Consider the following 19,679-nt stretch of genomic DNA (forward strand, 5'->3'; position numbering starts at 1 on the left):
ATAATTCAACTTTTTTTTAATTCAAATTAGTTTCTAAAACTTGTATGCCATTATATTCTAACAAATATTCTTCATTTAAATAGATAGGCGATTTTTCATTATCTGGATTTCCTAAGCCTACACCCGCGTAAAGTACTTTAGCATCTTTTTCTCTGGCATGCTTTTTAAAGGATTCCATCCAAACTACATCATAATTATTAGGATTATCTGGTAAAATTACTGCTCGAACAATAACAAAAAAGTATTGTTTGTTTTTATCGATACACACAAATTGCGGATGCTTTTTTAGTTTACTATTTACAGCAATAAACTCAAAACCGCGTGCTTCTAAATCTTTACCAACATGATTCATGGCTAAATTGTGTAATTCTTGTGGTGTAAGTGGTTTACTCATGCTTTAAAAATAATTAAAAAACCCAACACTTTCGTATTGGGTTTAATTTATAATTAAATATCGCTTAGCGATCTATCCTCCAAAGTCATCAAATCTAATATGCTCGTCTGGGATACCAAAATCCTCTCCCATTTTCTGAACAGCTTTATTCATTAATGGAGGTCCACAGAAATATAATTCAATATCTTCTGGTGATTCATGGTGATTTAAGTAATTATCTATAACACAATTGTGAATAAACCCAACAAACCCATCACCAGGAGCATCAATATTTTCTTTTACTTTCCAGTTATCTTCTTCCATAGGTTCAGATAATGCTAAGTAAAATTTAAAGTTCGGAAAATCTCTTTCTAATGCTTCAAAATGCTCTAAATAGAACAATTCACGCTTAGAACGTCCACCGTACCAATACGATACTTTTCTTCCAGTTTTTAAAGTTCTAAATAAATGATACAAGTGTGAACGCATTGGCGCCATACCTGCTCCTCCACCAACATAAAGCATTTCGCTTTCAGACTCGTTGATAAAGAACTCTCCATAAGGGCCTGAAATAGTGACTTTATCACCTGGTTTCTGATTAAATATATATGATGATGCTACTCCTGGATTAACATCCATCCATCCGTTTTTTGCACGATCCCAAGGCGGTGTTGCAATACGAACATTTAACATAATTTCACGTCCTTCAGCAGGGTAAGAGGCCATAGAATAAGCTCTTTCCACAGTTTCAGAATTCTTCATTACTAATGGCCAAAGACCAAACTTATCCCATTCTGCTTGAAACTTGTCTGGTGTTTCATGCTCTTCAGGATGCGCAGTAATATCCATATCTGCAAACTTAATTTCGCATTCTGGTATTTCTATTTGAATATATCCACCAGCTTTATAACCCATATCTTCTGGAATTTCAACAACAAATTCCTTGATAAAAGATGCTACATTATAGTTACGCACCACGGTTGCTTCCCATTTTTTAATACCAAACACTTCTTCTGGTATGGTAATATTCATGTCTTGCTTCACTTTTACTTGGCAAGATAAACGTGCGCCATCTTTTAATTCTTTACGTGTAAAGTGAGGCGTTTCAGTTGGCAAAGCCTCTCCTCCACCTTCTAACACATGACATTCACATTGAATACATGTTCCACCGCCACCACATGCTGATGGTAAAAATATTTTTTGAGCACCTAATGTAGATAATAAACTATCTCCTGAAGCTACTTCAATTTCGCGTTCACCATTAATGGTAATTTTTACCGGACCAGATGGTGATAATTTTTGCTTTACAACTAATAGTAATGCTACTAATAACAGCGTAATAATTAAAAAAGCTGTTACTGTTGCGATTATTGTTCCTAATGTACCTGCTGCCAAAATCATATTACTTATTTACTTTTATGTTGTTAGCTACCACTTTATCTTTATCTTCTTTAGAATCCACTTTTACAGTTTTTTCTTCTTTTGGAGCTTCTTCATCTCCTCCTGTTAACATACCTCCAAAACTCATAAAACCAATCGCCATTAAACCTGTAATGATGAATGTAATTCCTAACCCACGTAATGCTGGTGGTACGTTTGAATATCTAATTTTCTCACGAATTGCCGCAATTGCAAGTATTGCTAAAAACCATCCAATTCCAGAGCCTATACCATAATTTAATGCTAAACCTAAAGTTGCAATTTCACGAGATTGCATAAATAACGATCCTCCTAAAATGGCACAGTTTACAGCAATAAGTGGTAAAAAGATTCCAAGTGAGTTATATAATGATGGTGAAAACTTTTCAACTACAATCTCTACCAATTGTACCATAGTTGCAATGGTTGCAATAAACATGATAAATGATAAGAAACTTAAATCGTAACTAGCATATTCTTCACCTAACCAAGATAAAGCTCCTGGTTGTAAAAGGTACTGATCTAATAACCAGTTTAAAGGCACGGTAATAGCTAGTACAAATATTACTGCAGCACCAAGGCCAACGGCTGTACTTACTTTTTTAGAAACCGCAAGGTAAGAACACATTCCAAGGAACGTAGCAAATACCATGTTGTCTATAAATATTGATTTGAAAAATAATTCTATATGTTCCATATTTTTTAGTCTTCAGTTTGCAGTTTGCAGTCTTCAGTTTCAGCATTGACTGCCAACTGTGGACTGTTTTACAGCCTACTTATTTAATGATCTTCTATTAATGCTTTATTTCTACTACGTTGTACCCAAATAATAATACCTACTACAATTAATGCCATTGGTGCTAAAAGCATAAATCCATTATTTTCATAACCTGTAGAATACAATCCTGTTTTAGCAATTGGATCTCCTAAAACTTTAAACCCTAGTAAAGTTCCAGAACCTAATAATTCTCTGAAGAATCCAACAATTATTAAAATTAAACCATAACCTAAAGCATTACCAATACCATCTAAAAACGATTTCCAAGGTCCATTACCTAAAGCAAAAGCTTCAAAACGCCCCATGATAATACAGTTTGTAATAATCAATCCTATAAAAGCTCCAAGCTCTTTACTTAATTGATATGAAAAAGCTTTTAAAACTTGATCAACAATAATTACTAGAGCCGCAACAACTGTAAGTTGTACAATGATTCTAATTTTAGAAGGAATAATATTTCTCATTAAAGAAATAACCACGTTACCAATTCCTAATACAAAAATTACAGATATTGCCATTACAATTGATGCCTTTAATTGCGCCGTAATTGCTAAAGCAGAACAAATCCCTAATACTTGTATAGTAATTGGATTATCATCTGCTAATGGGTCTAAAATTAATTTGCCATCTTTTTTTGAAAGTAAGCCCATATAATTATTGTTTTAATGTTTTAAAATAAGGCACGTAAAGTCTTAGTTCAGACTTTATCATTGCTGCTACGCCGTCGCCTGTAATAGTAGCACCTGCGATAGCATCAACCTCATTATCGTTTTTATCTTTATTTAAAGGATCTGCATTACTTTTAGAAATATTTATTCCTACAAAGTCACCTGATTCATTTAGTAAGTTTTCGCCAATAAAATCATCCATAAAGAAACGCTCTTTTATATTCGCTCCTAAACCAGCTGTTTCTCCTTGATGATCGAAATAAGCACCTTGAACAACCATGTTTTCATCCATAGATACTAATGCCCAAACTGCATCCCAAAGTCCTTTTCCTCTAATTGGTGCTATATAATATGTTTTACCATCTTTCTCACCAATAAACAAAGGCAATTTTCTTTCTGTTCCAGACTTCGCATTAGATTGTTGTTTTTTAACATCTATTAAATATGCTTGATCATCTTCTGAAATTTTTTCACCTTGAATAACTAATTGTTTTGTAATGTATTCTTTAAATAATTCTGGAGCTTTTTCAGTTGAAACAAAATTTGCACTACTCTCATCATTTTCATTTACGCCCATAGCATACAAAATATTTTGTTGCTTTTCTAAACGTTTATTTTCATCAATTCTTGGTCTTAAAGACGACGCTACAAAAGCCAAAAGTGATCCAACAACTATTACCATACCTATGGCAAAAAATATTGTATATGAGTTTTTATCTGTTCTCTTTTCCATCGTTAGGCTGTTTTTGCTTTTAGACGTTTCATTCTTTGTTTCACATTACCTTGAACGACGTAATGATCAATCGTTGGTGCAAACACATTCATTAACAGAATAGCTAACATTACACCTTCTGGATATGCTGGATTGAATACACGAATCATAATAGAAATAAATCCTATTAAAAATCCATAAATCCATTTACCTTTATTGGTTTGCGATGCCGTAACTGGGTCGGTTGCCATAAAAACCGTACCAAATGCAAAACCACCAATTAATAAATGATGCCACCATGTTGTGCTCATTAAACCATAAAATTTACTACTTTCTGTTATCCATCCAGAATCTACAACACCATTAAAAATTAATCCCATAGCTATAGCTCCTAAAACAGACGATAGCATAATTCTCCAACTCCCTATTTTTGAAAAGATTAAGAATAAACCGCCTAATAGAATTAATAAAACTGAGGTTTCTCCAACTGAACCTGGTACGAACCCTAAGAACATATCCATAACTTCATAACCTGCTGCTTTTCCTTGAGCTAAACTTCCTAATATAGTTTCACCAGATATAGCATCAAGGTTTGCTCCTTCCGCAATTTCTTTAGTGCGTTCTACAGCACCTTCAACCCAAACTTTGTCTCCACTCATCCAAGTTGGATAAGCAAAGAATAAGAATGCACGAATAGTTAATGCTGGATTAAGAATATTCATTCCTGTACCACCAAAAACTTCTTTACCTATAACAACACCGAATATTACGGCTACTGCTAACATCCAAAGCGGAATATCAACGGGTACAATAAGCGGCACAAGCATCCCTGTTACTAAATAACCTTCTTCTACTTCGTGCCCTTTAATTATGGCGAAAATGAATTCAATTCCTAAACCAACACCGTAAGACACAATTACTAGTGGTAATATTTTCCAGAAACCAATCATAAAGTTAGCCATAGTCCAAAATTCCGAACTAAAGAAACCACTAGTGACTGCTTGAATTTCTCCTACTTGTAAATTATGTTGATAACCAGCATTAAACATTCCGAAAATTAAACACGGTACCATGGCCATAATAACGGTATTCATGGTACGCTTTAAATCATCGGCAACTTTTATATGAGTTCCGTTATGAGTGGTCTCATTTGGTAAGTATAAAAACGTATGAATAGCATTAAATGCTGGTATCCATTTTTTGTTTTTGTTCTTTTCCTTAAAACTATGTAATGTTTCTTTTAAACCCATTATCCTATCTCTTTTAGCATTAAGTCTAATCCTGCTCTTATAATTTTTTGATGTGGTTGTTTAGACACACAAACAAATTCTGTTAATGCAAAATCTTCAGGTGCCACTTCGTACATTCCCAAAGCTTCCATTTCATCTAAATCTTGATACAAGCAAGCTTTTAAAATTTGCATTGGATATATATCTAAAGGAAAAACCTCTTCATAAGTCCCCGTCGTTACAAAGGCACGATGCTCCCCATTAGTATTAGTATTCAAGTCATATTTCTTCTTAGGATTTAACCAAGAAAATGTCATGGCTCTTGATGTAGAGATTTTATTAAAAACAGGTTTATTCCATCCGAATAATTCGTAATCATCTCCTTCTGGAATTACGGTAATTACATTGCTGTAATAATCTAAACAGCCATCAGGTTGAATCTGTTTTCCGCTTAAAACATTACCAGAAATTATACGCGCATTAGCATCTTTTGAAATGCCTTTATCGTAAACCATAGTAGCTGCTTCACTAGCTATTTTAGTAACAAAATATCTTGGTTTTTCTACTGAAGACCCTACTAAAGCTACAATACGTTCTGCATTAAATTTTCCTTTCAGCAAAAGCTCTCCTATAATAACTAAGTCTTGCGGATTAACCGTCCAAACTACTTCTCCTTTATTAACAGGATCAATTTTATTAATTTGAGTACCTACATTTCCTGATGGATGCGGCCCAGAAACTTTATGAATAGTTGCTCCAGAAACATTAGCCAATGGTGAATTAGAATTTTTACCAACAGATACATGTACTTTACCTTCGGTCAATTTAGTAAGTGCTGTAATAGCCGCTTGTAACTCTGCCTCTTTTCCTTGTAAAGTAAAATCTAAATCGGCTGTTAATGGTGCACTAGCATATCCAGAAACAAAAATTGCTTTTGGCAATTTATTCGGGTTTGCAATAACATCGTACGGACGTTGTTTTACAAATGGCCAGCAACCTGTTGCTAGTAAATGCGCTTTAATACTTTCGGCAGTGGCTCCATTCAAATCGAACTTTCCATGATCTAAGTAAACTTGTGTTTTGTCTGCTTCAAGTTTAATAGCATCAATGCGTCGTTTAGGACCACGAAGCACTTCAATTACTTTTCCTGAAACGGGCGATGAAAACGTAATAGCTTCATGAGACTTATCATAAAACAAAGTGTCTCCAGCTTTAACTAGAGCGCCTTCTTTTGCAACAAGTTTTGGGATAACGCCGTGAAAATCTTCTGGTCTTATGGTGTAGTAGTTACTGATAATAGCCTGTTCAACAGTTTTCTCAGCTTCACCTTTAAGTTTAATGTCCAGACCTTTTTTAATACGAATGTCGTTTGACATATTTATTTTATTGAAATTAGTTGTCTAAAAATCCGTGCAAAAATACGAATTAATAGCTATAAAATTAGCTCAAATAAAGCCTTATCATTTATTTATATTAATTCTAAATAACAAAGAGTATTTAGGCATTATATTTGTTTATCTTTATACAAAAATTAGCTTAAAATGCCATCAAAGTTTAAACAAACCATCGTTTTTCTATTTTTCCCCTTAATAATCCTATCACAAGTCAAGGAAGTTAATCCTCCTGATTATATTAAAACTATTGCTTTTAAAAGTAATACAAAAGAAAGCCAGCTTCCTATTTTAAAACTTGGAGCATATTTAGTTTTAGAATTTGATGCCTTAAACGGTAATGAAGAAGATTTTTACTATAAAATTGAACATTTTAATTTTGATTGGACACCCTCAATTTTAGTTAAATCTGAATATATGGATGGTTTCGACAATCAACGCATTCGTGATTACGAGAATTCATTAAACACCTATCAAATATATTCGCATTACAAACTCGCCATTCCTAATACACAAACTAAAGGCTTAAAAGTTTCTGGCAATTATATGTTAAGTGTTTTTAATGATGATGACGAGCTTGTGTTCTCCAGAAAATTTATGATTTACGAAGATAAAACCAACGTTGGCATTAGTATAAAACGCTCAAGAGACATTCAGTTTATAGAAGAAAAACAACGTGTAGATATTGTTATTTCAGCAAAAAATATGCAATTCAATAATCCAAAACAAAATGTAAAAACGTTAGTAATTCAAAATAATAATTTAAATACAGCCATTTCAGACTTAAAACCACAATACACCATAGGCAACAAACTGATTTATAAATACGATACTGAGTCTAGTTTTTGGGGCGGAAACGAATATTTATATTTTGAAAACAAAGACATAAGAGCTGCAAATATTGGTGTACAGCAGATTGATTTACAAGACTTGTATCATAATTATTTATTCACAAACACAGAAAGAGCTAGCAAACCATACACGTATAATCCAGATATTAATGGAAACTACTTAGTAACTAATATTGATGCTGATGACCCAAGTATAGAAGCCGATTATGTATGGGTACATTTCTCGTTAATCGCTAATGATACTTTAAAAGATAAATCTGTACATATATATGGCAACTTTAACAATTACGCCATTGATGAGAGTACCAAAATGACTTACGATGAATACAACCAAGTTTTTACTAATGCGCAATTATTAAAACAAGGGTTTTACAACTACAAATATGTGGTTGTTGAGAAAGATACATTAAACGAAGGTGCCATTAGCGGAAACTTTTACCAAACCGAAAACAACTATAAAGTTATTGTGTATTACCGAGATTTAGGTGCACGCTACGATAAAATTATAGGCTTGGGAGAAGGCAACTCGGTCAATATTTCCAATTAATACCAAATAAACATACCGTTCAACTAATATTTTCAATCATTGGTGTTAAATTTTGTTATTCTCAATGTAATATTCATTATTTTAGCCGACTAAACGCATTGTATATCAATAGTTAACATGGTTCAACAAGTTACAAGTGGCATAAAAATTTCGGTCGAAACCAATTTCGAAGGCTCATTTTATAAAAATTATAAAATACAGTTTGCTTTTGGATATACGGTAACTATTGAAAACCAAAGTAAAGACTCAGTGCAGCTTAATGCACGCCACTGGGAAATTATGGATGCCTTAAATAATGTTGAAGTTGTAACTGGCGAAGGCGTTATTGGCGAAAAACCTGTTTTAAAACCAGGAGAATCGCATACCTATACTTCGGGCTGCTTATTAACATCTCCTTTTGGCGCTATGCAAGGGCATTACAGTATGGTAAACTTTACCACTACAAAAAAGTTTCAAGTTACCATTCCTACGTTTAAGTTGAGTGCACCTTTTGCTATAAACTAATTTTTTTATTTGGGCGTTAACTTTCAGGTCGGGCTAGTTGTATCCAATTTGCAATCACTTTCTTATCCGCTAAATCCAGAGTATTTAAAATAGATTTGGAGAAAAAAGAAATCAAACCTTCCTCTCAAACCTAAAAACCCTCCCATTTTGCTCAACATTAAAAAAATTACAATTGGAGTAATGTACAAATTGATATGTTAAACTGTAATCAAAAGTATCATCTTCAACTTTAAAAATAGCATCACAATCAATATTCCCATAAGGTGAAATACGCCTAAAACGGTATTCGGTTTTACTTTCTAAATAGTGCAATTCAAACCACGCGCCAGCAGCAATTCCAGATAACCATTGTGCTTTTTTACACAAACCTTCAACTGGTTTAGGGTGTTGTGTCCCAACTAAATTAACTTTATGATTCCTTAACTTATCTAAAAAACAACGTACATTTTCGCTTTTTTGTGATCCTTTAAACTTAGATATTAAACCAGCATCAGAAACTTCATAAACATAATTTTCAGTATCGGCAAGTAACACATTACCAACCGTACTTGGTGTAAACCATTTAGAATTTTCAAGCTTCTTTTTAGTGTTTAAATCAGTTACCGAGGCAATTAAGGTATCGGTTACAAAACGCGCGCAATTACAAGCCTCTTTTATAAATGCTGCATATCTAATAAAATGCTTGTTTTGCATTCTTGTAATCTGCGTTCTTGCTTTTTTATAATCTATAGCATTACAAACTGATGTAATTAATTTCCCTTCGCCGTGTGTTAATTTGGGGTGTGTACTTAAAAACTCTAAAATAGTATCTAAATTTGTAATGGTATCATTTTCAATTTCAGCTTTTAAAGGAAAATGCAACTCGTTATCGGTATCACTTCCGCGTACGCGTCCGTTGGGTTCTGGCGTAATATAGCGTCCAAAATCGTGGTATTCTAAAATACCCGTTTCTTTATCAATCAACACCAAAGCAGCATGTCCTGCACGTAAATAATTCTTTTTACCAACACCAATAAATCTTAAATACGGAGAAAACCATTCCTCAGAAACCATAACAATAGTATCTGGATACGCAAGTGTTAAAATGATTCCTGTACTATTCATTAACGGTTTGCGAAATATGAAATGTTTTTGAAGTAACTGTACTATCTATAAGACTTTCATAACACATTTTTAAGTTATCATCAGATTTTTCTACTTGCGTAATACTGGTTGTTTTTACAAAGCCACGATTCATAATCACTCCATAATCATCATTGTTCTTTCCAGCGTTTTTATGAAATTGCATTACCGAATTTGCATCTAAATCATTGTTATGTTTAAAATCTTTAAACCATTGAAAGCGTTCTTTCTTCATAGCCTCTAAATACAATGTTGAAGACGACCAAATTTTAGATTCCAATGGCAATTGTGTAAAATGTTTGTTTTTTCCGTCCCAAACCAATTCATAAAATTTTAAAGTAGCATTCCAATCTACAATTACCATAGTAAAAGGCTCAATATCTTTAAGGTTAGAATTACTAACTGTGTTCTCTAAAGCATCAGCAATCATAAAATGGTTAGCCACAACACCTCTACTCAACCTATATTCTGGTTGGCGCTCATAAAACTCGAAACCACCATTAAGTACACAAACCACTCTGTTTTTTTCACTCACACCAATCCAAGTTCCACCAGACAATTCATCTTTTGGAAATAGAATTTTAGTATCATTAATAGTATAAAATTCAGGTTTTAAAGATACTCTGTTTGGTGCTTCATCTCGATTTGAGGTTAACACAAAATCATTTTCACCTTTCGGAATTATTGTTACTGTACACATAAAAACGATAGTCTTAAAACGGTTTGGCAACTTACAAAAATTAACTAAATATTAATACCTATTTGACGAATCTATATCATTATAATTGAATATAAAATTCGTAAATTTGCAGCTCAAATTTTGACAATTCTATAAAATTTACAATAATGGGAAAAGGATTTTTTAACGTACCAGTTGCTATAAATGAACCAGTTAACGGATTTGCTCCAGGTTCGCCAGAACGTGAAGCAGTTCTTAAAGCTTACAAGAGCATGTTTAATAGTAAAATTGATGTGCCTATGTACATCAACGGGCAAGATGTTACGACTGAAAACACTAGAACGATGTCGCCTCCGCACGACCACAAACATGTTGTTGGGACGTATCATTTAGCAGAAAAAAAACACGTTGACGAAGCTATTGCTACCGCTTTAGAAGCTAGAAAAAGCTGGTCGCTAATGCCATGGGAACAACGTGCTGGCATCTTTTTGAAAGCAGCTGAATTAATTGCGGGTCCTTACCGTGCAAAAATAAATGCAGCAACCATGATTGCGCAATCCAAAACCGTACATCAGGCTGAAATTGATGCAGCTTGTGAGTTGATTGATTTTTTACGTTTCAATGTTCAGTTTATGACGGACATTTACATGGAGCAACCCGAAAGCACGAGTGATGCTTGGAACCGTATTGAGTACAGACCTTTAGAAGGATTTACTTATGCCGTAACACCTTTTAACTTTACTGCTATTGCTGGAAACCTTCCTGCTTGCATGGCTTTAATGGGTAATGTTGTGGTTTGGAAACCTAGTGATAGCCAGATATATTCTGCAAAAGTTATTATGGATGTATTTAGAGAAGCTGGTGTTCCTGCTGGCGTTATTAATGTTGTTTTTGGTGATCCGGTTATGATTACCGATACTGTTTTAGCAAGTCCAGATTTTTCTGGATTACACTTTACAGGTTCTACATACATTTTTAAAGAACTTTGGAAACAAATAGGAAATAACATTCATAACTATAAAACCTACCCAAGAATTGTTGGAGAAACTGGTGGGAAAGATTTTATTGTTGCTCACAAATCTGCAAATGCTAAGCAAGTAGCAACAGCCATTGTACGTGGTGCTTTTGAGTTTCAAGGTCAAAAATGTAGTGCCGCTTCTAGAGCTTACATTCCGCAGAGCCTTTGGGCAGATGTTAAGAAACATGTTATTGAAGATGTTAACTCATTTAAAATGGGTTCTCCAGAAGATTTAAGCAACTTTATTACAGCAGTTATTCACGAAGGGTCTTTTGATAAATTAGCTAAATATATTGATGGCGCAAAAGCTGATACTGATGCGGAAATCATTGTTGGCGGAAACTACGATAAAAGCAAAGGCTACTTTATTGAACCAACCGTTATTGTAACAACAAATCCAAAATACACAACCATGTGTACCGAGTTATTTGGCCCTGTAATAACTATTTATGTTTATGAGGATGACGCTTATGCGGAAACTCTAAAACTGGTAGATAAAACTAGCGAATATGCCTTAACAGGGGCAATTTTAGCAACCGACAGATATGCAGTAACTCAAGCCACTGAAGCTTTACAAAACAGTGCAGGAAACTTTTATATTAATGATAAACCTACGGGTGCTGTTGTTGGGCAACAACCTTTTGGTGGTGCCAGAGCTTCTGGAACAAACGATAAAGCAGGTAGCGCACAAAATTTATTGCGCTGGGTATCGCCAAGAATGATAAAAGAAACTTTTGTTACGCCAACAGATTATCGTTACCCATTTTTAGGATAATAATTATAATAATGGTATTTATACACAAAATTGAAAGGTCTGTTTTTAAAAACAGACCTTTTTTATTTTTATTAGATTTAGATTTTAACTGGCTTGACTTTGTAAGAGACAAAAAAATGATATTTACGTTGACATGTGCTAGATCAAAACTTAACTAATACCTTTAGAATTTTAAAAAACAATCTATAGAGCATAGTAAGAGAAAAATGCAAAAGAGAAAAAACATAAGCCAAAAAATAAAGCGGAATGTAAGAATATCGAAATATATAATATATAAAGAAACGTTAATTGATTTTAAAGAACAATTTTGGTCATTCATTGGAGCTTTTTTCGGTATCGGTCTAATCGCATTTTTTCAATCTTCTTACTTAGCAGAATTAGAAAATATATTTCTAATTGGCTCATTTGGCGCATCAAGCGTGCTTATTTTCGGAGCAATACAAAGTCCATTGGCCCAACCAAGAAATTTTATTGGAGGTCAGCTAATCTCAGCATTGATTGGAGTAACGGTTTTTAAGTTGTTTCCAGAGATAATTTGGATTACTGCGTCAATTGCAGTTGCAACTTCAATAATTGCAATGCAAATAACAAAAACGTTACATCCACCTGGTGGAGCAACTGCACTTATTGCCGTTATTGGCACTGAAAAAATTAAAACCTTGGGTTACTTTTATGTTGTTTCTCCTGTTTTAACTGGTTCATTAATATTATTTGTAACCGCGCTAATTTTTAATAATATAACAAAACACAGAAAGTACCCAACGAATAGTAGGCTAACAAGAGTTTTTAAGAGTAAAGGTTTAAACAAAAAACAAACTTAAGCCATATATAATTAATTCCTGTTCTACGTTAAGGATTGAAGCGGCATCCCTTTTGTTTTTCGCAAAAAGATGTAGCGGAAATCTTGCCCCATTTTTGCCACTAAAAGCAAAAGTGGGGCAAGCCCAAATAAAAAGAATTTCTGAAAAACATTAAAACATCTTATTACATTTAAAAAAGAGATTCCCTTTTCTTAAAGTAATTTTAATAAATTTGAAAAACTTGTCCTCTTTTCCAATCTAGCAAACGTCTTAACTATATAAACTTTAAAATATATAATTATGAAAGAATTTATGATGCTTTTTCTAGGAGCGGATTACACCGAATTAGGGCTTTCGCCTGAAGAATTACAGGGAAGAATGGGTAAATGGTTTGCTTGGAATGATAAAATGACCCAAGCTGGTATTGTGAGTCATGGCAACGCCTTAACACCACAGATACGCCGTATTGTTGGTAAAAACAGAACGGTAACCGATTTAACTTCTGCCGAAGTTAAAGAAATTATTGGTGGTTATTATATAGTGAAAGCTAAAAATTTTGATGCTGTACAAAAAATTGCTGATGACTTTCCAGATTACGATTTGGGCGGCACTGTAGAGATTCGTGAAATCATGGTATTCGACCAATAATGGAACCCAAACTTATAGACCATCTTTTTCGCTACCATAGCGGAAAGATGGTTTCTGTTTTAATACGAATATTTGGTCTTAAACATCTTGAAATTATTGAAGATGCGGTACAAGACACTTTTATAAAAGCTAGTATTAGCTGGCGAACTAAACAACCAGACCATCCTGAAGCGTGGTTAACTCAAGCAGCAAAAAATAGAGTTCTAGATATTTTTAGAAAACTAAAAACAGCACAAAAACACTTACCAAACATCAATCAAGGAACGAATACTATTGCTATAAATGAGCTTTTTTTAGATACTGAAATCGAGGACGCTCAACTTAGAATGATATTTACGGCTTGCCACCCAAAACTAGATTCTAGAGATCGCATAGCGTTCGCCCTAAAAACTATTTCTGGCTTTAGTGCTAAAGAAATTTCATCGGCATTACTCACCAAAGAAGACACGATTAAAAAACGATTGCTAAGAGCGCGAAAAACGATTCAACAATCACAATTAAAATTTAAAATTCCACAAGGCAAAGCATTATTTCAACGCTCAGAAAGTGTTATGGAGGTTTTGTATCTTATTTTTAACGAGGGGTTTCATTCTAATAAATGTGATATATTAATTCGTAAAGAATTATGTGGCGAAGCTATGCGTTTAACCCAAATGCTTTTAAAAAACGAACTCACCAGAACGCCTGAAGTTTATGCTTTATGCGCCTTAATGTGTTTTCATTCGGCACGATTAGAAACCAAAACCAACTCAAAAAACGAACTTTTAGATTTAAAAAACCAAGACAGAACACAATGGTATTTTCCGCTTATAAAATTGGGCAATACCATGATGAATAAAGCGGTGATTGAACAAACCGAATTTTCATGTTATCATTACGAAGCTGCCATTGCAGCTGAACATTTACGCGCCAAAACTTATAAAGATACTAACTGGGATAAAATCCACTATTGGTATCAATGCTTAAATACTTTACAACCTATGCCAATTCATGTATTAAATATGGCTGTGGTATGCATACAAAAACAAGATTATACTATAGCAAAAACTTATTTAGACGCTATTAAACCTAACGATTTTGAACAACGTGTCTATTTATTTTATGGCGCCAAAGCTGACTACTATACTCATACAAATAAAATTAACGAAGCTGTTAAATATCTTGATTTGGCTTTAAATACTGTGACTAACACATTGGAAAAAGCTTATTTACAGAAAAAGAAATTAAAATTACTCAACTATAAATAAAACACTATTCAACAATAATCTTTTTATTAATTTTTCCTTTAGTTGTATTTAATTGTACAATATAAGCTCCTGTAATAACTGATATTTGCTTAGATGTTTTATTGGAAGTATAGTCTATAAACTTTATTTTTTGCCCAATAATATTATATAGTGTAATACTTAAAAGCTCTCTATCATTTAACCCTATTACTTTTAATTCGGATATAGATTCATCAAAATAAATTGAAACATCATCAGTTATTTCAATATCATCAACAGATAAAGATTGTGACTTAAATACTAAAGAAAACCTATAATTATATGAGCCTGCATCTAAAAATATTTCAAATGGATTATTGTTTATTAAAAAGGTTTCGTTTGTAGTATTATCTTTTATGTAAATTGATTTATTAGTCTCTAAATTTTCGACACCATCTAATTTAATTCTTGCAATTCCAGAATTTTCAATAATTAAACCTAAAGGAAATTCTTGGGTATCATTAAAATTACTAACGCCCTGAATTACAAATTTACTTTTATTAAAAGCCCAATACATATCTTCTTCACTAACATCTACCATAATAGCATCGTATCCTAAATCGAAGTTATTAGAAGCATTCACATTTTTACCTAAGACAATTTGCCTATGATATCCTGTTGGAGAATCAAACATTAACCGTATTCTAGGTGTATCATCTTTATGCTTATTATTATTTGCAATACCGCTTTTCTTACTTGAAGATTTTAAAAATAATGATGTTGAACCATCTTCGGTAGCAAAAACACGTTGGTTATTTTTGAATACTATATCACCTCCGTCAACAACATCTACAGGAACGCCATTATCATCATTAAAACCATCTAATGCAGTACTTACAAAAAACCCTTGGTTGACTGGAATATATTGTCCTGGTATTTTTGAACCACTAGTTAAATTGTTATTAATTCTTGTATCATTAGCAATTGCTACTGCTCCTCCTGTTAAATTTCTTGTAGCATAGCCACCAACATACCCTCTTAAAACATGGGTGTTTTCTTCGCCAAAGTGATCCCAAAAATATAAAGCGCCGTTAAACACAGTTCCTGTGGCATTATTTCCTCCATCTGCAATACTCATATTATCTAAAATAAACTCTGTGACATCAATTGCGGATGGATAAGGGTTCCCTATCAAGCGTTCTACATCTCCTGTTGGGTTTTGAACAGTTACATTTTTATTTAAAGGCAGTGTTATATCTCCATTATTTGGCAATCCTTTGAATACATAATTTTGTTGGTCTGTGATTGCAACGGCACCTAAAGTTCCCTTCATAGTAAAGCCTTCTCCTGCAAGTAAAGGTGTTGCCTCATTAATACTCTCCCAAGAATTATAATCATCGTCTGCCCCATAAAACTTATACAGCCAATATGAGCTAATTTCTTTTGCAGTACCTGGTGGTGGTGGTGGACCTTCTCCTGTATTTAGAGCTACAATAAAATCTAATGGTTGATATGCATCTGTATCTGTTCCATCATTTAACACTCCTGCTATAGTATGATTCGTATTTGGGTAAGAGACACCAGTTCCTCTTGTTACTGTATTACCTGTTATTGGACCAACTGAAGACGACCAGTAATTATAATTAAAACCATTTGCTGTTCCTTGTTGGTCGCGCTCTAAAAAGCCTCCACTATCTGTGTCTACTATACTGCCTTCGCTTTGTATTAATTGAGACTCGCCAACTAAATCAATAATTCCATCTAATTCTAAATAATGCGAAATAGTTAATGCTTGCCCAGAATTTGTTTCGTCCTGCGCGTCAGTTGGATCTGCAATAGTAAGGGTTCCCCCTGTTTGCTTTAACCCCAAAAGTGAAATATCTCTATCGCCAGAAGTAATGTTATGTGATATTTCAACAATATTCCAATTAATCGTAGTAACCCCATCTAAACTTAAAGAATTAGGAATAACTTGATTTGCACTATTACTCCAAGTAGTGGCTGTATCCCAAGAACCATTTGCTGCAGAAACATAAGGCACTGGAATTGTTTGCACATCAACCAACTCCTTATCTTTATCTAAATATTTTAAGCGCAAAAAGTATCTTACATCTGCTCTACCTTCGACTGTTGAACCATAAAATGAATTAAAATCATAATACGTTCTTAAGTCGCTCCAAGGAATGGTTGTAACCTCATTACTTAATGCGGCTTGAGGTAATACTTCTCCGTTAACATAATCTGTACCACTAACATCAAATCTTTCAGCTTCTTGATTCATAAGGTAGCGCACCTGCTCTTGTGTAAGTCCTTGATCCCATATATACACTTCGTCAATCTCGCCTAAAAATGGATTGATAATATTGTTTTTATCTATATATACAGCACCAACAGAAAATCTATTAAAATTAGGTGTTGGTGGTTCTACATCCTGTTCAGATTTATCTAAAACACCATCGACATATAAAAAGACGGTACCACTTTTATATACAAAAGTAACTTGATGCCAATTTCCATCATTTAAAACCATTGTTGAAGTAAACTTAGGTGTTACATCATCATCAACCATAACTTCAATTTGATCGGAAGGATTTAGCCTTAATTGTAGTTTACTTCCTTTAGCCATAATGGTTCTATAGTTTGCACTAGAAGCACTTTTAACCCAAGCCGAAATCGTAAAAGCATCAATATTTAAATTTATGGCATATTCACCAATTAGGTAATCACCTAAACCAATAGTTACAGAACGATTTCCTGATAATTTAGACACTCTTGCGAAAGTAAAATATTTTGTACCATCAAAATCATACCATGTTTGTAAATTTCCTGCACCATCTGACACTAAAGGAACAACATCTATAATATCTTCATTTGCAAAATTGTCGTCATCAGCAACAACAAGTGCATATTCTTCATCTGTACCTAAAGTAAAACTACTAAATGCTCCCGAAGGTATAGAAACAAAGACGTTTTCTACGTCGCCACCAGATCCAGGTTGAATGGATTCAACAATTTTCCATTGTCTTAAAACTCTCGTTAAAGAAGTTGTTATTCCAGTAGCAATAATTACTGTATTAGAGCCACCAGCAGTATAAGCTGCATCGTTACTACCCCAAACTAAAAAATCTCCATCTTCTTTAAATTCATTAGTGTTTGCACTATTGGTAGCAAAAATTCCGTTTAACCCAATAGCTACTTCATTTGCTATATTTAATGTTTTAGATTGTTTTTGGTTTAAATCTGATATAGAATCTCTACCAATCCCAGCAACATGGTAATTATAGCCAGTATTAGCAGAAATATCCCAAACGGAAGTATTAAATGAGTTGATATAATCTTTTTCTACTTGGGTTGAAGCCCCCAAAGTAATTCCGTATTTAATAGCTAAATAAGATTCAATTTTTTGTCTATCAGCATCAGCTACACGTTCGGCAAATGTAAAAATCTCAGCAACTCGACCATTTAAACTACCAACTACATCAAAATTTCTACCAATCCAATATTCTGTACCTGTAACTGTTGGAGGCCCAGGAGTCCCAACATTGGTAAAGGCAATATCATCAATCGATGATGTTGTTAATACTTCTGAATTATATAAAATATCTTGTCCCGTAGGAGATGAAGTAGCATTATTTCTAACATTAATAATACCAGCATTTGAATAAGACGAGCCTATTTCCGCTTCACCATTATAACTTCCTCCCGTTGGAATATTTTGATTGTACGATAACGTCTCATTTGTAAACTCTGATGAATAATCACCTAATCCAATACCAGTCACATCTCCAGAGCTTCTAGAAGAAATCCCTGAAAAAATGGTGTTTCTTGGCGACGCACTTGTCATAGTAGCATCAGGAATCATAACAATGAATATGTCCTGACTGTAAAAACCATTTGTAGTGTTGTACATAAATTGCTCAGTCGTACCACCATCATTTTCAAATTTAATCACAGGATTAAAATTGATATTCTCTGCAGCTGTATCAATATATGTTGGCTCTTTTCCAGAATCTGTTGTGGCATCTTTTCCATTAGAACCCAAATCTATCCAATCTGTAACACTAGATCCTGAGGTAACAACACCTCTTGTAGATTTTAACCAAAGCCTAAAATCTGCTGTTATACCTCCAGGTCCAGGAATATTAAAATCAAACATTTCGGCACTAACATCAAAAGTAAAAGTTGTATTATCAGTATTAGAAATACTTATTGTGGAGGTAAGTGTTCCAGAACCAGCAACAGGTCCAGTAAATATAACTCTAAAGATCGCATAGTCCCCAGGATCGATGCTTGCTGTATATGGTAAAGGTGTAAAAGTAGGAGAGAACATAAAACCATCTAAAGCAAAATCTCCTAATGATGATGTTATTGCTGAAATTTCCAGTGCACAGCTACCTGTATTAGATATTATATAATTTCTTGTAACTGACGCACTCTCATCTACAACTCCAAAATATGTACCATTAGATGCCTTAGGTGTTGTTGATCCATTTAAAATATCTGCTGATGGACTCCCCCCTAAAACTGAAATAACTGGAGATGAATTCACTTCAAGCGTAAAAGTAAAATCTGGTTGATTTCGTATTTCGATTGTTACTAAGGTGCTTGTTGTTGCACAAAAACCGCTTATGTTTTCTATTTCAAAATCTAAATAAGTTCTATTTGCTTGCCAAGGCCATGTACACCAAGTTGTTCTTATGTTTTTTTTAGGATTATTAGGTGAAATATCAAAATCGGTTGGATTATCTATATCCACATCTCGTACCCTTAGCCTACTACAATCAATAGCATTATTTGTAATACGGAAATCCAGACTTGTCCCAGCATTTATAGTAACTGTAGAGCCTTGGGTAACTATAGCTCCTCCAACTATTTCAACTTGTATTACTTGTGCATTACTAATAAAATTTATTAGCAAAAACGATATTAAATACTTAGTCCGAAAAATATTATAAAAAAA

The 19,679-nt window shown here is 33.6% G+C and carries 16 protein-coding genes; 6 read left to right on the forward strand and 10 right to left on the reverse strand.

Annotation, left to right across the window (positions count from 1 at the left end; translation table 11 throughout):
- Positions 1-16 precede the first annotated feature (16 nt).
- The 7 genes from RG22_RS04845 to RG22_RS04875 form a co-directional block, all read right to left on the reverse strand.
- Positions 17-394, reverse strand: coding sequence for a hypothetical protein (locus tag RG22_RS04845; protein ID WP_034041299.1), 378 nt, complete (start codon positions 392-394; stop codon positions 17-19).
- A gap of 72 nt (positions 395-466) precedes the next feature.
- Positions 467-1,774 (reverse strand): NADH:ubiquinone reductase (Na(+)-transporting) subunit F, encoded by a 1,308-nt coding sequence (gene nqrF, locus RG22_RS04850; RefSeq protein WP_034041301.1) that lies wholly within the window; start codon positions 1,772-1,774, stop codon positions 467-469.
- Position 1,775: 1 nt separating this feature from the next.
- Positions 1,776-2,489 carry an NADH:ubiquinone reductase (Na(+)-transporting) subunit E gene (gene nqrE / locus RG22_RS04855; protein WP_081997676.1) on the reverse strand — a complete coding sequence of 238 codons (714 nt, stop codon included), beginning with the start codon at positions 2,487-2,489 and terminating at the stop codon, positions 1,776-1,778.
- 83 nt (positions 2,490-2,572) lie between these two features.
- Complete coding sequence (locus RG22_RS04860; RefSeq protein ID WP_034041305.1) at positions 2,573-3,220, reverse strand: NADH:ubiquinone reductase (Na(+)-transporting) subunit D; 648 nt, start codon at positions 3,218-3,220, stop codon at positions 2,573-2,575.
- A 4-nt stretch (positions 3,221-3,224) separates the two neighbouring features.
- Positions 3,225-3,971: a Na(+)-translocating NADH-quinone reductase subunit C gene (locus tag RG22_RS04865; protein WP_034041307.1), complete on the reverse strand. Its 747-nt coding sequence runs from the start codon at positions 3,969-3,971 to the stop codon at positions 3,225-3,227.
- A gap of 2 nt (positions 3,972-3,973) precedes the next feature.
- Positions 3,974-5,200 carry an NADH:ubiquinone reductase (Na(+)-transporting) subunit B gene (locus RG22_RS04870; protein WP_034041309.1) on the reverse strand — a complete coding sequence of 409 codons (1,227 nt, stop codon included), beginning with the start codon at positions 5,198-5,200 and terminating at the stop codon, positions 3,974-3,976.
- Positions 5,200-6,555, reverse strand: a complete 1,356-nt coding sequence (locus RG22_RS04875) for a Na(+)-translocating NADH-quinone reductase subunit A (RefSeq protein WP_034041311.1) — start codon at positions 6,553-6,555, stop codon at positions 5,200-5,202. Before RG22_RS04875 ends, RG22_RS04870 begins: the two co-directional genes overlap by 1 nt.
- Before the next feature lie 165 nt (positions 6,556-6,720).
- On the opposite strand from RG22_RS04875, the gene RG22_RS04880 reads away from it, so the two are divergent.
- Both RG22_RS04880 and apaG read left to right on the forward strand, forming a co-directional pair.
- Complete coding sequence (locus tag RG22_RS04880) at positions 6,721-7,968, forward strand: type IX secretion system plug protein (RefSeq protein ID WP_034041313.1); 1,248 nt, start codon at positions 6,721-6,723, stop codon at positions 7,966-7,968.
- Positions 7,969-8,085: 117 nt separating this feature from the next.
- Entirely contained in the window at positions 8,086-8,472 is a 387-nt protein-coding gene (apaG, locus tag RG22_RS04885) for a Co2+/Mg2+ efflux protein ApaG (protein WP_034041315.1), read from the forward strand.
- A gap of 111 nt (positions 8,473-8,583) precedes the next feature.
- Here apaG and RG22_RS04890 read toward each other — a convergent pair whose 3' ends face one another.
- Positions 8,584-9,576 (reverse strand): DUF6695 family protein, encoded by a 993-nt coding sequence (locus tag RG22_RS04890; RefSeq protein ID WP_034041317.1) that lies wholly within the window; start codon positions 9,574-9,576, stop codon positions 8,584-8,586.
- Positions 9,569-10,294: an NRDE family protein gene (locus RG22_RS04895; protein ID WP_034041318.1), complete on the reverse strand. Its 726-nt coding sequence runs from the start codon at positions 10,292-10,294 to the stop codon at positions 9,569-9,571. The genes RG22_RS04890 and RG22_RS04895 overlap by 8 nt, the downstream gene beginning before the upstream one ends.
- Positions 10,295-10,440: 146 nt before the next feature.
- Between RG22_RS04895 and pruA the strand changes: the two genes are divergently transcribed.
- The 4 genes from pruA (at position 10,441) to RG22_RS04915 (ending at position 14,761) form a co-directional block, all read left to right on the forward strand.
- Positions 10,441-12,066 carry an L-glutamate gamma-semialdehyde dehydrogenase gene (gene pruA / locus RG22_RS04900; protein WP_034041319.1) on the forward strand — a complete coding sequence of 542 codons (1,626 nt, stop codon included), beginning with the start codon at positions 10,441-10,443 and terminating at the stop codon, positions 12,064-12,066.
- 206 nt (positions 12,067-12,272) lie between these two features.
- Positions 12,273-12,887, forward strand: a complete 615-nt coding sequence (locus tag RG22_RS04905) for an HPP family protein (RefSeq protein WP_081997677.1) — start codon at positions 12,273-12,275, stop codon at positions 12,885-12,887.
- Positions 12,888-13,166: 279 nt separating this feature from the next.
- Positions 13,167-13,514, forward strand: coding sequence for a YciI family protein (locus tag RG22_RS04910; protein WP_034041321.1), 348 nt, complete (start codon positions 13,167-13,169; stop codon positions 13,512-13,514).
- Positions 13,514-14,761, forward strand: a complete 1,248-nt coding sequence (locus RG22_RS04915) for an RNA polymerase sigma factor (RefSeq protein ID WP_034041323.1) — start codon at positions 13,514-13,516, stop codon at positions 14,759-14,761. Before RG22_RS04910 ends, RG22_RS04915 begins: the two co-directional genes overlap by 1 nt.
- Before the next feature lie 4 nt (positions 14,762-14,765).
- On the opposite strand, the gene RG22_RS04920 is transcribed toward RG22_RS04915, so the two are convergent.
- Positions 14,766-19,637 carry a DUF8202 domain-containing protein gene (locus tag RG22_RS04920; protein ID WP_034041325.1) on the reverse strand — a complete coding sequence of 1,624 codons (4,872 nt, stop codon included), beginning with the start codon at positions 19,635-19,637 and terminating at the stop codon, positions 14,766-14,768.
- Between the last annotated feature and the right edge of the window lie 42 nt (positions 19,638-19,679).

The organism is Wocania ichthyoenteri Th78, assembly GCF_000789235.1.
Taxonomy (GTDB): Bacteria; Bacteroidota; Bacteroidia; order Flavobacteriales; family Flavobacteriaceae; genus Wocania_A; species Wocania_A ichthyoenteri.

Coding starts and splice junctions, on each gene's coding strand:
- RG22_RS04845 (WP_034041299.1), bottom strand. CDS start 394: ATGAGTAAACCACTTACACCACAAGAATTACACAATTTAGCCATGAAT.
- nqrF (WP_034041301.1), bottom strand. CDS start 1,774: ATGATTTTGGCAGCAGGTACATTAGGAACAATAATCGCAACAGTAACA.
- nqrE (WP_081997676.1), bottom strand. CDS start 2,489: ATGGAACATATAGAATTATTTTTCAAATCAATATTTATAGACAACATG.
- RG22_RS04860 (WP_034041305.1), bottom strand. CDS start 3,220: ATGGGCTTACTTTCAAAAAAAGATGGCAAATTAATTTTAGACCCATTA.
- RG22_RS04865 (WP_034041307.1), bottom strand. CDS start 3,971: ATGGAAAAGAGAACAGATAAAAACTCATATACAATATTTTTTGCCATA.
- RG22_RS04870 (WP_034041309.1), bottom strand. CDS start 5,200: ATGGGTTTAAAAGAAACATTACATAGTTTTAAGGAAAAGAACAAAAAC.
- RG22_RS04875 (WP_034041311.1), bottom strand. CDS start 6,555: ATGTCAAACGACATTCGTATTAAAAAAGGTCTGGACATTAAACTTAAA.
- RG22_RS04880 (WP_034041313.1), top strand. CDS start 6,721: ATGCCATCAAAGTTTAAACAAACCATCGTTTTTCTATTTTTCCCCTTA.
- apaG (WP_034041315.1), top strand. CDS start 8,086: ATGGTTCAACAAGTTACAAGTGGCATAAAAATTTCGGTCGAAACCAAT.
- RG22_RS04890 (WP_034041317.1), bottom strand. CDS start 9,576: ATGAATAGTACAGGAATCATTTTAACACTTGCGTATCCAGATACTATT.
- RG22_RS04895 (WP_034041318.1), bottom strand. CDS start 10,294: ATGTGTACAGTAACAATAATTCCGAAAGGTGAAAATGATTTTGTGTTA.
- pruA (WP_034041319.1), top strand. CDS start 10,441: ATGGGAAAAGGATTTTTTAACGTACCAGTTGCTATAAATGAACCAGTT.
- RG22_RS04905 (WP_081997677.1), top strand. CDS start 12,273: ATGCAAAAGAGAAAAAACATAAGCCAAAAAATAAAGCGGAATGTAAGA.
- RG22_RS04910 (WP_034041321.1), top strand. CDS start 13,167: ATGAAAGAATTTATGATGCTTTTTCTAGGAGCGGATTACACCGAATTA.
- RG22_RS04915 (WP_034041323.1), top strand. CDS start 13,514: ATGGAACCCAAACTTATAGACCATCTTTTTCGCTACCATAGCGGAAAG.